Genomic DNA, 14118 nt, shown 5'->3' on the forward strand with positions numbered 1-14118 from the left:
GTCCGGGGCCTGGCCGCCCGCGCGGTGAGCACGACACCGGGCCGGTGCCCACGGGCGCCGGCCCTTTCGCGTGCCCCGAACCCTTCCGGTACGGGACGGGGCCGCCGCCCACCCCGGAGGGCGGACGGCGGCCCCGTCCCGTACGCGCGGTGGCGTCAGCCGGTGTTGCGCAGGCCGGCGGCGATGCCGTTGACGGTCAGCAGCAGCGCGCGGGCGCGCAGCGGGTCCTCGTGGCGGCCGGTGGCGACCTCCTCGCGCTGGCGGCGCAGCAGCGCGACCTGGAGGTAGGAGATCGGGTCGAGGTAGGCGTCGCGGACGGTGAAGGTCTGCTTGAGCACCGGGTTGTGCTCCAGCAGTTCGCCCTCGCCGGTGAGCCGGAGCACCTCGCGCAGGGTGAGGTCGTGCTCGGCGACGATCTGGTCGAAGACGTGGTGCAGTTCGGCGGGCACCAGCTGCTCGACGTAGTGGCGGGCGATCCGCAGGTCGGTCTTGGCCAGCGTCATGGCGACGTTGGACAGGAAGTTGCGGAAGAAGTGCCACTGGCCGTGCATCTCGTCGAGCACGCCGCCGAGGCCGGCCGCGCGGGCGGCGGCGAGGCCGGAGCCGACGCCGTACCAGCCGGGGACGATCTGGCGGGACTGGGTCCAGCCGAAGACCCACGGGATGGCCCGCAGGCCGTCGAGGCCGGCGCCGGAGTCGGGGCGGCGGGACGGGCGGGAGCCCAGGTGCAGCGAGGCGAGCTGGTCGACCGGGGTGGCGGCGAAGAAGTACTTCGGCAGGTCGTCCTGCTCGACCAGGGCGCGGTAGGCGGTGTGGGCGGCCGCGGAGACCTGGTCCATCGCGGCGTCCCAGCGGGCCAGTTCCTCGGGGGCCTGGCGCGGGGCGGTGTGCAGCGCGGAGGCGGAGAGGGTGGCGGAGATGGTCAGCTCCAGGTTCTCCCGGGCGAGGGAGGGGAGCAGGTACTTGTCGGAGATGACCTCGCCCTGCTCGGTGACCTTGATCTCGCCCTCCAGGGTGCCCCAGGGCTGGGCCAGGATGGCCTCGTGGGAGGGGCCGCCGCCGCGGCCGACGGTGCCGCCGCGGCCGTGGAACAGGCGCAGCCGGATGCCGTAGCGGTGGGCGACGTCGCGCAGCCGGCGCTGGGCGCGGTGGATCTCCCACTGGGAGGTGGTGATGCCGCCGAACTTGGAGGAGTCGGAGTAGCCGAGCATGACCTCCTGGACGTCGCCGCGCAGCGAGACGAGCAGCCGGTAGGAGGGGTCGGACAGCATCTCGTCGAGGATGAGGTCGGCCTTCTGGAGTTCCTCGGTGGTCTCCAGCAGCGGCACGATGCCGATCTTGGCGATGCCGCCGTGCAGGTCGATCAGGCCGGCCTCGCGGGCCAGGACGGTGGCGGCGAAGACGTCGTCGGCGCCCTGGCACATGGAGATGATGTAGCTCTCGACGATCTCGTCGCCGAAGCGCTCGAAGCCCTCGCGGATGGTGTTGAAGACGCCGAGGGTCTTGGTGCCGGCGGCGTCCAGCGGGGCCGGGGTGGGGGCGAGCGGGCGGCGCGAGCGGAGCTCCTTGGCGAGCAGCTTCTGCCGGTACTCGCGGGGCATGTCGGCGTAGCGCCAGGCCTCCTCGCCGAGGCGGTCGAAGAGCTGGCCGAGGGCGTGGTGGTGGGCCTCGGCGTGCTCGCGGACGTCCATGGTGGCGAGCTGGAGGCCGAAGGCCTCGATGGTGCGGATGGCGCGGGCGAGGCGGCCGTCGGCGATCAGCTCGCCGCGGTGGGAGCGCAGGGAGTCCTGGATGAGCCGCAGGTCGGTGATCAGCTCGCGGGTGCCGAGGTAGTCGCGGCCCTCGACGTGCGGGGTGCCCTGGGCGAGCCGCTCGCGGGTGTTCTCCAGCTTGAGCCGGACGCAGGTGGCCTTGAGGCGGTAGGGCTCCTCGGCGTTCATCCGCTTGTAGCGGGGGCTGAGCTCGGGGAGCTGGTGCAGGTCGGTGTTGAGCGAGGCGAGCAGTTCGACCGAGGCGCCGGCCAGCCGCTCGGAGGTGGAGAGGGTGCTGCGCAGGTCGTCGACGGCGGCCAGGGCGTCCTTGATGCCGTACTCGTGCTGGAGGTTGAGGACGTCCCAGGTGACCTGCGGGGTCACGTTGGGGTTGCCGTCGCGGTCGCCGCCGATCCAGGTGCCGAAGGTGAGCGGGCGGACGCCGTCGGGCAGGGTCAGGCCGACCCGGCCGAGCTCCTCGTGCAGTTCCTCCAGGACCTGGGGGACGGCGTCGCGGTAGAGCTCGTCCAGGTAGTAGACGGCGTTGCGGGCCTCGTCGGTGGGCTCGGGGCGGGCGATGCGCAGCTCGTCGGTCTGCCAGAGCAGGTCGATGACCTCGGCGAGGCGGCGGTCGGCCTGGCGGCGGGCGCTGCTGGTGCGGGCCGGGTCGGCCTGGGAGAGGCCGGCGGCGATCTCCTCGCGGTGGATGCGGTCGAGGAGTTCGCCGATGCGGCGCAGCTTGTTGAGGACGCTGCGGCGGGCGGCCTCGGTGGGGTGGGCGGTGAAGACCGGCCGGACGGCGAGGTGGGCCAGGGTGTTCTCGAGGTGCTTGGGGTCGGCCTCGGCGAGCTGGTCGGCGGTCTGGGCGAGCAGCGAGCCCTCCCGGGCGCGGCGGGTGGCGAACTCGCGGCCTCGGTGCACCTGTTCGGTGACGTTGGCGAGGTGGAAGTAGGTGGAGAAGGCCCGGACCAGCTTGGCGGCGGTGTCCAGGTCGATGTCGGAGAGGAGTTCGGCGGTGGCCTCGCCGTCGGTGCGGCTGAGCAGGCGGACCTGTTCGACCAGGCCCAGCAGCTGGGGGCCTTCCTGGCGGACCAGCGTCTCGCCGAGCAGGTCGCCGAGGCGGCGGATGTCCGCACGCAGGGCCGCGTTGTCGGCAACTGGGCCGGTGGCGTGGACATTGGGGCTGTCCGCCGGGGTGGGGACCGGAGCGGTCACGGCTGGCTCCCTGTGGTGGTGGGGTTCGGCAACGGCTCATCGTCACAGGTCCGCCCGCGTGTGGCGGGTGTGACGCGTGCGGACCGCGCTGTCCGACGCGACCAGCATAGGTGTCGGGGCGGTCGCTGTCCGCGAGGTGGCCGGATGGCGGACAGTGACGCCGCAGGCCGCATGTGGTCTGGACCACTTGGGGGTCCGGGGAGGTGCCGGGGGCAATCCCGGTGGGGAGGGGAGGGGGTTGCCGCTTAGGCTGTCGGCCATGAGCAAGTCGCCTGGGGAGCGCGCGCCGGTCCGGTCGTTCTGGTGGTGGGAGCGGCCGCGCAGCGCCTTCCTGGACATCGGGCTGGCGGTGCTCGCCGCGCTGGAGTGCGCGCTCAGCACGATCGCCTTCCTCTCCGGCCGGGTGCACCTGGACGCCGCCGGGGTGGCCGGCACCTCGCTGCTCGGCGTGGTGGCGGGCGGTTCGCTGGTGCTGCGCCGCCGCTGGCCGGCCGTACCGGTGCTGGTGACCCTGGTGGCGATGCCGGGGATGCTCGGCGTCCTGCTGCTGGTGGTGTCGCTGTACACGCTGGCGGCGACCTGGGAGTGGCCCACCCGGCGCTGGCGGGTGGTGGCGCTGTCCGCACTGGCCTTCGCCGAGACCGTCGCCGTGATGATGGTGTCGATGCTGACGCCCGGCGACACGGCGGTGGAGCAGCCGCCGCTCTGGGGCCAGGTGCTGATCGCGGTGCTGGTCTCCGTCGGCCTGACCGTCCCGCCGGTGGTCACCGGACTGTACGTGGGCGCGCGGCGGCGGCTGATCGACTCGCTCAAGGACCGCGCGCACGGCCTGGAGACCGAACTGGACCTGCTGGCCGAGCAGGCCCAGGAGCGCGCCCGCCGGGCCCGGCTGGAGGAGCGTACCCGGATCGCCCGGGAGATGCACGACGTGGTGGCGCACCGGGTGTCCCTGATGGTGGTGCACGCCGGGGCGCTGGAGCGGATCGTCGCCAAGGACCCGGAGAAGGCCGCGCAGAGCGCCAAGCTGATGGGCGAGGTCGGGCGGCAGGCGCTGAACGAGCTGCGGGAGATCCTCGGCGTGCTGCGGATGGACGACGAGCGCCAGCCGGAGCCGGACTCGCTGGCCGGGCTGCCCCGGCTGGTCGACCAGTCCCGGGCGGCCGGCATGGCGGTGACGCTGACCGTCAGCGGCAGTCGGCAGGAGTTCACCGGCGAGGCCGAGCAGACCGCCTACCGCGTCGTCCAGGAGGGTCTGACCAACGCGCACAAGCACGCGGGCGGCGCACAGGTGTCCGTCCTGCTCGCGTACGCGCCCAACGGGGTGCGGGTGAGCGTGGTGAACGCCTGCCCGGGCGGCGGCGGGGGCGCGGCGAAGCTGCCCAGCGGCGGCAACGGGCTGGTCGGGATGCGGGAGCGGGTGATCGCGCTGGGCGGCACCTTCTCCTCCGGGCCGGAGGCGGACGGCGGGTTCCGGGTCGAGGCGGTGCTGCCGTCCCGGCTGGCGGTCCGGGCCGAACGGCTGCGGTGACGCGCCGCCAGGCCCGGCCCGGCGGTCAGGGCGCGTCGGCGGACCGCCCCGGGGCCCGCCGGGCCGCCGTCAGGATCCGTCGGCGGTGCGCAGCCGCTCCGGGGCGGTGCCCAGGACCAGGGTGGTGACGGCCTGGTCGATGCCGTGCCCGAGGAACCACTCGCCGGTGTGGTCCAGGCTGTAGACCCGGCCCTCCTCGTCGACGGCCAGCAGCGCCTGCCCGTACGCCTCCTCGCCGAGCGGGGCGAGCTGGGTGCCCAGGGCGCGGCCGAGGTCGAGCAGGGTGCGCGGCTGGTGCAGCCCGCACAGCGGGTCGATCAGGAACGGGGTGCGGGCCAGCTGGCGGCCCGGGCCGGCCAGGTCGAAGGCGAGGCCGCCGAACTCGGCCCAGGCCTCCACCGCCGCCGGGAACACCGCGTGCCGCAGACCGGACGGCCCGCCGTACCCGACCAGGGCGTCGGCCCACTCCTCGGCCTGCCGTATCTGCCAGCGGCCGGGGTGCCAGCCGGCCGCCTTGAGCTCGGCGGCGACGTCGGCGGGGAAGCGCGGGCGAACCCGCCCGGTGGGGGCGGCGGACAGGGTGGCCGGCGGGGGCGGGCTGGGCGGGTTCAGGGCGGACTCCAGGGCTCGGGGACAGGGGGCGTACGAGGGCGCGGTCAGGGCGCGGGCGGCCCGACGGCGACGCTCTGCACGGTGAAGTGCTCCAGCATCGGCGCGCAGGAACGGCACGGCGGGGCGTGGGTGCCGTGCGCCGGGTCGCCCTCCTCCCGGATGCGAACGGTCGTCATCCGGGAGCCCTTGAGCGCCTTGCGGGCCTCGTGCAGGGTCATCGGCTTGCGGGCGGCGCGCTTGGAGCGCCGGCCGTCGACCGCGGCCAGGTGCTGGGAGAGCAGGACGGCCTCCGGGCAGCGGCCGGTGAACCGCTCGCGCGCCTCGACGGGCAGCGTGTCCAGGAACTCGCCGACCAGCGGGTGCAGGACCGGCCGTCGGGCGTCCTTGTCCCCGGCCAGGGTGTGCACCTCGCCGCCCTTGAGCGACAGGGCGGCGGCGACGGCGGGCAGCAGGCTGTCGCGGTGGTGGCGCAGCACGGGCGGGCCCGCGGGCTCACCGGTGGTCATGCGTCGTCCTCCTCCTCTGTTCCCGCTGACGGAAGGACCGGTGGGACGGTCCGGGGCAAGCCTGTCAAACGACACCGACATCCGCACAACCGGGGTGCGGGGGCGGACGAACGACCGTGCGGGACCGGCCGGGCCGTCACCCGATCCTCGCCGGACCGGGGCCGGATCCGCACACCGTCGTCACGACTTGTCCGCCGATTTCCCGAAACCACCCCCGGGCCGGGGGCACGGCCGGTACCGTTCCGGCAGCGAGGCCGAAGGGGATCCGGCCGACCGTCCGCGGACGCGCGGACGGGCCCGGACCCGGTGCCCGTGCCGGACGTTGGGGCCGCCGGGGTGGGCCCGCGCCCGCCCCGGCGGCGGAGCGAAGGGGCTCGTGGATGACGTCGGAGCAGCCCGGTCGGAACGGACCACGGCAGCGGTCGGGGGCCTGGGACGCGCAGGCCGCCAACCAGGCGCCCGGCGGGCACGTGCCCACGCCGGGCGAACCGCCCCGGCCGGCGCCGGAACGCCCGGTGGGCCTCGCCGTGGTCGGGGCCGGCTACTGGGGCCCGAAGCTGGTCCGCAACGCGCAGGACACCCCGGCGCTGCGGCTGCACTGGCTGTGCGACCTGGACGAGGCCAAGGCCCTTACCGTGCTGGGGGAGTACAGCACCGTCCGGGCGACCGGCTCCTACCGGCGGGTGCTCGACGACGAACGGGTCGGGGCCGTCGCGGTGGCCACGCCCGCGGCCGCGCACTACCGGCTGGTGCGGGCCGCGCTGGAGGCCGGCAAGCACGTGCTGGTGGAGAAGCCGATCACCACCTCCGCCGCCGAGGCCGCCGAACTGGTCGACCTGGCCGAGCGCAGCGGGCTGGTGCTGATGTGCGACCACACCTTCTGCTACACCCCGGTGGTGCGCCGGATCCGCGAGCTGGTGCACGGCGGCGAGATCGGCGACGTCCAGTTCTTCGACTCGGTGCGGATCAACCTCGGCCTGGTGCAGCCCGACGTGGACGTGCTGTGGGACCTCGCCCCGCACGACCTGTCGATCCTCGACTTCGTGCTGCCGCCCGGCGTCGAACCGGTCGGGGTGTCCGCCCAGGGCGCCGACCCGATCGGCGCCGGCCGGGCCTGCGTGGCGTACCTGACGGTCCGGCTGAGCAACGGCGCGCTGGCCCACTGCCACGTCAACTGGCTCTCCCCGACGAAGGTCCGCACCACGCTGATCGGCGGCTCCCGGCGCACCCTGGTCTGGGACGACCTCAACCCGCAGGCCCGGCTGGCCGTGCACGACCGCGGCGTCGACCTCACCCCGCCCGACCAGCTGACCGACGCGATCCGGCACCGGGCGCTGATCTCCTACCGGGTCGGCGAGATGGTCGCGCCCGCGCTGGTCGAGCAGGAGGCGCTGCGCAACGTGATGGCCGAGTTCGCCGCCGCGATCACCGAGCGCCGGGCCCCGCTCACCGACGGCCGGGCCGGGGTGCGGGTGCTCCAGCTGCTGGAGGCGGCCTCGCTCAGCCTCGAACTCGGCGGTGCCACCGTCCCGGTGGGGTCCGGGGACCGGGCGGCCACCCGGTGAGCGCCGGCATCCCGCCGGCCGACCCGATCCCGCTGGTCGACCTGGCGGCCGCGCACGCCGAGGTCGCGGCCGAGGTCCGGGCCGGCTTCGACCGGGTGCTCGCCTCCGGCGGCTACGTCAAGGGCCCCGAAGTGGACGGCTTCGAGCGGGAGTACGCCGACTTCACCGGCGCCCGGCACTGCGTGGGCGCCGGCAACGGCACCGACGCCCTCGAACTCGCCCTGCGCGCCCTCGACCTGCCGCCCGGCGGCGGCGTCGTGCTGCCCGCCAACACCTTCGTCGCCACCGCCGGGGCCGTACAGCGGGCCGGGCTGCGCCCGGTACTGGTCGACGCCGACCCGGCGCACCTGCTGATCGACCCCGAGCGGGCCGCCGGGGCGCTGCCCGGCGCGGTCGCGCTGCTGCCCGTCCACCTGAACGGCCAGCTCGCCCCGATGGGGCCGCTGCTGGAGCTGGCCGACGGACGGCCGGTGGTGGAGGACGCGGCGCAGTCCCAGGGCGCCCGGCAGCACGGTCGCACCGGCTACGGGCGGATCGCGGCCACCAGCTTCTACCCGGGCAAGAACCTCGGCGGCTACGGCGACGCCGGGGCGGTGCTCACCGACGACGACGAACTCGCCACCGCCGTCCGGCTGATCGGCGACCACGGCGCGCGCGAGAAGTACCGGCACGAGCGGTTCGGCTTCAACTCTCGGATGGACGCGCTGCAGGCCGTCGTGCTGCGGGCCAAGCTGCGCCGGCTGCCCGCCTGGAACGCCGCCCGCCGGGCCGCCGCCGCCCGCTACGACGCCCTGCTCGGCGGCCTCGACGGCCTGACCCTGCCGCGCACCGCGCCCGGCAACGAGCACGTCTGGCACTTGTACGCGGTGCGGATCGGCCCCGGCCGGGACCGCGACGCCGTCCTCGCCGCGCTGCGCGCCGCCGGGATCGGCGCCGGGGTGCACTACCCCGTCCCGGTCCACCTCCAGCCCGCGTTCCGTCACCTCGGCCACCGCGCGGGGGCGTTCCCGGTCGCCGAACGGGCCGCCCGCGAACTGCTCAGCCTGCCGCTGCACCCGCACCTCACCGAGGCGCAGCAGACCAGGGTCGCCGGGGTGCTGGCCGGGGCGCTCGGGCAGCGGCTCTGACGGTTCCCCTTCTCCCGGGCGGGGGCCCGGGCCCGGAGACGACCCCCTACGCTGGTGTCCAGCAAGCGCTTCGAGAATTTGCAGCAGCCAGTGGGGGCTCCCAGATGACGACAGGTCGGCCCGGCGTCGCCGCCGCACCGAACGCGGCGTACGCAGGTCAGGTGGTGCAGTTCCCGGATCCGGTCCGCGCGGAGCGACACCCCGCCGGGGTCCGGGTGGACGAGTACGGCTACCCGGACTTCGGCCCGTACGCCGCCGCCGCGGCCGAGGTCGCCGACCCGCCGGACGGCTTCGGCGTGGACGAGCTGCGGCTGACCGACTACGTGTCGGCCAACGCCGCGCTGTTCACCCAGGGCCACCCGCTCTGGGCCGACCTGGACACCGCCGTCGCCACCCCGCCCGGCTGGACCTGGCACCACGCGGTCGGCCGGGCCGCCCCCGGCTGGCGGCGGATGGAGCTCGTCCCGGTGGAGGTCAAGGCGCTGCTGCGGCACCACGCCGGCCTGGCCACCTCCGCCGCCGACCACACCCGCCGCGGCACCCGCCCGTTGCAGGAGCGCCGGCCCGTGCACTTCTCGCTGGCCAAGGACGGCGGCGACCCGATCGGCGTCCCCGAGGACCTGGTGCAGCGCGCCGAGGAGCGCCTCGGCTACCGGCTGCCCGGCGCCTACCGCACCTTCCTCAAGCTGGGCGGCGGCCGCGCCCCGGTCGGGGTGGCGCTGGACACCGAGCTCGGCATGCTGCTCGACCAGCCCTTCCTCACCCTCAGCGAGGAGTACGGCACCCAGGACGTCGTGTACGCCAACAAGTGCCTGCGCGACCACCTCACCAAGGACTACCTGGGCGTCGCCTACGCGCAGGGCGGCATCGTCGCGCTCAAGGTGCGCGGCGACCGGGCCGGCTCGGTCTGGTTCCACCTGTACGACGACGCCCGCGACACCGGCGCGCCGGAGGCCCCGGAGGACCGCTGCGCCCGGCTGCTGCTGCCCTGCGGCGAGGACTTCGACGCGTTCCTGCTGCGGCTGGCCGGCAGCCCGCCGGAGCTGGAGACGGTCGCGGAGCTGATGGTGGACGGCGGGTTCGCCCGGGCCGTCCCGGTGGACTGACGTGGCCGCGGCGGTGGAACGAGCGGGGACGACGAGGATGAGGGCAGGGGTGAACCGGGCGTGGTGACGTACGCGCAGGCGCAGGAGCTCGCCGAGGAGTGGATCAACGGCGGGGTGCCGCAGCCGCGGCAGCGCGAGGTACGGGTCCGGGAGTTCGACCTGGGCTTCGTCTGCTGGGCGGTGGCCCCCGGGGACGGGACGGCGGGGCCGTCGGGGGCGGGGGACGGGTCGGCCGGCGAGGCGCGACTGGTCATCGCCCGGGACTCCGGCGCGACCACGCTCTGGCCCGCGCTGCCCGTCAACGAGGTGGTCCGGCAGTACGAGGAGGCGTACGGGCGGCCGGTCGCGGCCAACCCGGCGGGGGCGGCGAAGCCCGCGCCAGGGCCGGTCGAGGCGACGTCCTTCCTGCTCAGCCCGCCGCAGTGGCTGCAGGAGGCGGGGGCCGCGGCGATCGCGGCGGAGGCGGAGCGGCTGGGGGGCCAGGGGGCTCCGGCTGCCGTTGCTCCGGTGGCCGAGCCGCCCGCGCCGGTCGCTGCGGCGCCCGCCGTGCCGTCCGGTCCCGCTGGTTTCGCCGTCCCGCCGCAGGCCCCGGCCCCCGTGCCGGTGCCGCCGGCCGGGGCCGAGGCGGCCACCGTCCTGATGCCCGAGGGGCTGCGGACCACCGGCTCCGACGTGCCCGACGCGCCCGCGCCGGCCGGGGCCGAGGCCGCGACCGTGCTGATGCCGCCGGAGGGTGGCTACGGCATGCCGCCGGTCCCGCCGCCCGCCGCCCAGCCGCCCGCCGTCGTCCCGCTGCCCGTGCCCTCCGCCGTCCCGCCGCCCGCGGCCGTCGAGCCGGCGCCGACGCTGCTCGCGTCGCCGGACACCGTGCCGGGGCTGATGGGCCTGCCGGGTGCGCCGTCCGGGCCGCCCGGCGGGGTGGAGCAGACGCCGACCGTCCTGGCACCGCCCGCCGCCGCCCCGCAGCCGGCCGCGCCGGTGGAGCACGCGCCGACCGTGCTCGCCGCGCCCGGCGGCCTGCCCGGCCTGGGCGGTCCGCCCGCTGCCTCGGCGCCCGGGGCTCCCGCGGCCCCGGCGCCGACTGCGCCGCCGCAGGCCGGGCTCGGCCGCAACCCGGGGTCGGCCCCGCCGCCGCCTCCTCCGGCCGCGCTGCGCGGTGGCGCGTCCGGTCCGGGCGCGCACGGCGTCGCGCTCGGCCGCAGTTCGGCCTCCGCCCCGCCGCCGCCCCCGCCCGCCGGGCTGCGGCACACCCCGGGGGCCGGCGTGCCCGCCGCGGGCCCCGGCGGCCGCGCGGCCGGTTCGACCCCGCCGCCCCCGCCTCCGGCGGGCCTGCGCGGGGCCGGCGCCCCGGCGCCCGCCCCGGTGCCGCCGGCCGCGCCCGCCTCCGGCGCGGCGTACGAGGCGACCCAGCTGGCCGAGGCGGTCGACCCGGCGCTGCTGGGCGCCGTGCCGGCCGACCCGGGCACCCCGCCGTCCGGCGGCCCCGCCGTCCCGCCGCCGCCCGGCGGTCCGGCGGCCCCCGCCGCGCCCGCGGCCGGGTACGGCTACCCGAACGCGGGCGGTGCGGCCCCGGCCGTCCCGCCGGCGCCGGTGCCCGGCGTGCCGCAGGGCGCCGCCGTCCCGCCGGGGGTGCCGGCGGTCGGCCCCGGCTACTTCGCCGCGCTGAGCTACCGGGGCCCGGACGGTTCCGAGCAGAAGCTGCTGCACCGCAGCGAGCCCGGCACCCCGCACCCCGAGTGGAAGATCCTCCAGGACCTGCGGCGGCTGAACGTGCCGCCGGAGCAGGTGCTGGAGCTCTACACCGAGCTGGAGTCGTGCGACCTGCCGGGCGGCTACTGCAACCGCATGATCGCCGCGTCCTGGCCGAACGTCCGGCTCACCCACACCGCCGCCTACGGCCGCGACCACGCGTCCCGGCAGGCCGGCATGGCCGAGCTGCTCGACCACCTGGACGAGCTGCACCAGCTGGCCTCCGGGGCCCAGCGGGTCCGCCCGTCCCGGGTGCCGTTGCCCGCGCCGGGGACGGTCCAGCCGCTGCCGCCGCTCCCGCCGCAGCAGCTCGCCCAGGAGCTCGGGGCGGCCTTCGGCCAGAACGTGTTCCGCTACGAGCAGCGCGCGGTCTCCCGTCAGGGCGTGCCCGAGCCGGTGTCGCAGGCCCTGGTGTGGGCGGGGCTGCCGCGCGACTTCGGCCCGTTCTTCTGGGCGCAGGCGCAGGAGGGTCGGCCGATCCCGACGCTCGCCGAGCTGGCCGCCGAGCGCGGTCTGCCCGCGGCCCCGGACTTCGGCGGCTACCTGGTGCTCGGCAACGACTACGGCCGCCAGCTCTGTGTCCAGTACGGCACCGCGAACGTGGTCGCCGTGGACGTCGACGGAACCGGCCAGCCGCCCCGGTTCGTCAACACGGGTGTACCGGAGTTCGTCCGCGCGATGGCCCTGCTGGGCCGGATGTGGCGGCTGCGGTACGGGCTGACCCCGGACCAGGCCGGTCGCTGGACGACCGACTTCCAGGCGCAGCTCGCCGCGATCGACCCGGCGGCCCTGCAGACGGCGGACACGTGGTGGGCCGTGCTGCTGGAGCAGTTCTGGGACGGCCTGCTGTAGCGGGTCGTCGCGGATCCTCGCAGGTGGGGAGGGGTCGTTCCGGTGTTTGGAACGACCCCTCCGGCATGCCGTCCCGGCTGTGCCTCGTTGGGGTTTCGCCCGGATCTGCGCAAAATAGGTCAAGAGGATGGGTCTTTCGTCCGGTCCTCGACGTATTCCGGTCCGCCAGGCGTCCGATTTCGGCCCTGGCCGCCGAACCGGTTCCGGATCCGTCCGTTCCGTCCGATCATGGGCTCCGCAGCCCGCGACATGAGGGGAAGAGCCCATGAGCGACGCCGTCCCCGAGTACGGCTTCACCTCTGCCCGGCGCGGTTACGCGCCCGAGCAGGTCGACCGAGCCCTCACCGCCCTCACCGCGCAGCGCGACGAGGCGTGGGAGCGGCTGAGCGTCCTCGGCGCCGGGATCCGGCAGATGGAGGCCCGGCTGGCCGACATCCGCCGGGCCGCCGAGGACGCCCCGGAGCCCGACTACGAGGTGCTCAGCGAGCAGGCCGCCGGACTGGCGGTGATGGCCCAGAACGAGGCGCGCGCCGTCCGGGAGAAGGCCGAGCGCTTCTCGGAGGACCTTCGGGACGAGGTCTACGAGGCCGGCCAGGCCCTCGGCCACGCCGCCAAGGAGTACGCCGCCACCACCCGCTCCGAGGCCGACCAGGCCGCTCGGCGCACCGACGAGCGCACCCGCGCCGAGGCCGAGGGCATCCGGGCCGAGGCCGACCGGGAGAGCCGCAGCGCCCGGGACGCCGCCACCTCCTACGCCGCCAAGGTGCGGGTGGCCGCCGCCGAGGCCGGCGAGCAGGCCGAGGCCACGCTCGCCGAACTGCGCCGCAAGGCCGACGAGACCTTCGCCCAGGCCCAGACCAAGGCCGACGCCGAGGACGCCCAGGTCTCCGCGACCGCCGAGCGGCGGGTCAAGGAGGCCGAGCAGCACCGGGAGACCGTGCTCGGCCGGATCAAGCAGCTGGAGACCGACGCCCAGGCCAAGGCCGACCAGCTGATCGAGCAGGCCCGCCGGGAGGCCGAGCGGATCAACGCGGCGAGCGAACGCGAGCAGGGCGAGTTCGACGGCCGTCTGGAGACCGTGCAGAAGCACCTGGACCACATCAAGGCCACCCTGGCCTCGCTCACCGGCGCGGCGGTCGGCGCCATCGAGCCGGAGCGGCTGGCGGCGGCGGTCGCGGGGCCGGTCGCCGACGCGGCGCCGGTGGACGCGGCGCCGGTGGACTCGGAGGCGGACACCGGCGAGATCGAGGTGGCCGACCTGCGGAAGGCCGTCGCACCGGCGGCGCGGGAGAAGCCGGTGGCCGGGCCGCGGATGCCGGTGGTGGGCGGGGCCGCCGCCGGGGCCGCGAGCGGTTCCGGTGCGCCCGCCGACAAGGCGCCCGCCGGGGCGGTGGCGACCGGTCCGGTCGCGCCGGCCGCGGCGCCGCCGAAGCCGGTCGGACCGCCCCGGTCGGCGGAGGCCGACAGGGACGGCGACGGCGCCGAGAAGGAGCCGCAGGAGGAGACCCGGGTCATCCCGAAGATCGTCATCGTGGACGACGGTGCCGGCTACGCCACCCCGAACACGGTGAGCTACCGGCGCCGCTGACCGCCGCGCCGGCGCCTCCGCCGGCGGCTCGCCCGTGATCAGCCCGGGTGGGCTTCGCGTCCTGGGCCCTGACCGCTCCCACCGGGCGGCCAGGGCCTGCGCGTCGCGGCCGACCGGCCGGCGCCGGCAGCCGGCCGGGACGGCGAACCGAAGAGGAGCGGTACGGCTTCGCCGCCGACCAGGGGCACCAGGTGATGACGTACGACGTCGGCCCCGTCCCGCCGGTGGTCGCCGCGCCCGTGGCGGCGGCGGTGGGCCGCAACGCGGTCCGGCGGGGCGCGGCCATGAGTGAGGCCGAGACCCGTGGCGCCCTCCAGGAAAGGGCGCCACGGTTCCCGGCGCTTGGGCGGGCGCCCCCACCCAGGGTCGCCCGGCCTCGCACCTCCGACCCCCATCGGGGGTGCGACAGTGCCGCCACAGCCATCCCCCACGGTTGGGTGCGGCGGGCACATTCACCATGGTGCGCGATCTCCATGGACAGGCAGTGACAGGAGTATGTCCAGTTCGTGGCAGATCGCG

General features: G+C 76.2%; 9 protein-coding genes. 6 read left to right on the top strand and 3 right to left on the bottom strand.

Annotated features, from left to right (window positions below; translation table 11 throughout):
- Positions 1 to 155: 155 nt before the first annotated feature.
- Positions 156 to 2891 carry a phosphoenolpyruvate carboxylase gene (gene ppc / locus ACIO9K_RS09965; RefSeq protein ID WP_363619250.1) on the bottom strand — a complete coding sequence of 912 codons (2736 nt, stop codon included), beginning with the start codon at positions 2889 to 2891 and terminating at the stop codon, positions 156 to 158.
- Positions 2892 to 3225: 334 nt separating this feature from the next.
- Between ppc and ACIO9K_RS09970 the strand changes: the two genes are divergently transcribed.
- Positions 3226 to 4494 carry a histidine kinase gene (locus tag ACIO9K_RS09970; protein WP_363619230.1) on the top strand — a complete coding sequence of 423 codons (1269 nt, stop codon included), beginning with the start codon at positions 3226 to 3228 and terminating at the stop codon, positions 4492 to 4494.
- Between the two features lie 69 nt (positions 4495 to 4563).
- Here the strand turns inward: ACIO9K_RS09970 and ACIO9K_RS09975 are convergent, their stop codons facing one another.
- Together ACIO9K_RS09975 and ACIO9K_RS09980 are read right to left on the bottom strand one after the other, a co-directional pair.
- On the bottom strand, positions 4564 to 5073 hold the full coding sequence (locus tag ACIO9K_RS09975; RefSeq protein ID WP_363619251.1) for an SUKH-3 domain-containing protein: 510 nt from the start codon (positions 5071 to 5073) through the stop codon (positions 4564 to 4566).
- Positions 5074 to 5150: 77 nt separating this feature from the next.
- Positions 5151 to 5612, bottom strand: coding sequence for a YwqJ-related putative deaminase (locus ACIO9K_RS09980; RefSeq protein ID WP_350877742.1), 462 nt, complete (start codon positions 5610 to 5612; stop codon positions 5151 to 5153).
- A gap of 380 nt (positions 5613 to 5992) precedes the next feature.
- Between ACIO9K_RS09980 and ACIO9K_RS09985 the strand changes: the two genes are divergently transcribed.
- The 5 genes from ACIO9K_RS09985 to ACIO9K_RS10005 all read left to right on the top strand — a co-directional run bounded on the left by ACIO9K_RS09985 (position 5993) and on the right by ACIO9K_RS10005 (position 13599).
- Positions 5993 to 7177 carry a Gfo/Idh/MocA family protein gene (locus ACIO9K_RS09985; RefSeq protein ID WP_400328268.1) on the top strand — a complete coding sequence of 395 codons (1185 nt, stop codon included), beginning with the start codon at positions 5993 to 5995 and terminating at the stop codon, positions 7175 to 7177.
- Positions 7174 to 8304 carry a DegT/DnrJ/EryC1/StrS family aminotransferase gene (locus tag ACIO9K_RS09990; protein WP_400328269.1) on the top strand — a complete coding sequence of 377 codons (1131 nt, stop codon included), beginning with the start codon at positions 7174 to 7176 and terminating at the stop codon, positions 8302 to 8304. Before ACIO9K_RS09985 ends, ACIO9K_RS09990 begins: the two co-directional genes overlap by 4 nt.
- Positions 8305 to 8408: 104 nt before the next feature.
- Positions 8409 to 9410 carry an SMI1/KNR4 family protein gene (locus ACIO9K_RS09995; protein WP_363588387.1) on the top strand — a complete coding sequence of 334 codons (1002 nt, stop codon included), beginning with the start codon at positions 8409 to 8411 and terminating at the stop codon, positions 9408 to 9410.
- A gap of 60 nt (positions 9411 to 9470) precedes the next feature.
- Positions 9471 to 12011, top strand: coding sequence for an SUKH-4 family immunity protein (locus ACIO9K_RS10000; RefSeq protein WP_400328271.1), 2541 nt, complete (start codon positions 9471 to 9473; stop codon positions 12009 to 12011).
- Between the two features lie 265 nt (positions 12012 to 12276).
- Positions 12277 to 13599, top strand: coding sequence for a hypothetical protein (locus ACIO9K_RS10005; RefSeq protein ID WP_400328273.1), 1323 nt, complete (start codon positions 12277 to 12279; stop codon positions 13597 to 13599).
- Positions 13600 to 14118: the final 519 nt, after the last annotated feature.

The sequence above is a fragment of the Kitasatospora sp. NPDC087271 genome (assembly GCF_044744605.1).
Lineage (GTDB): Bacteria > Actinomycetota > Actinomycetes > Streptomycetales > Streptomycetaceae > Kitasatospora.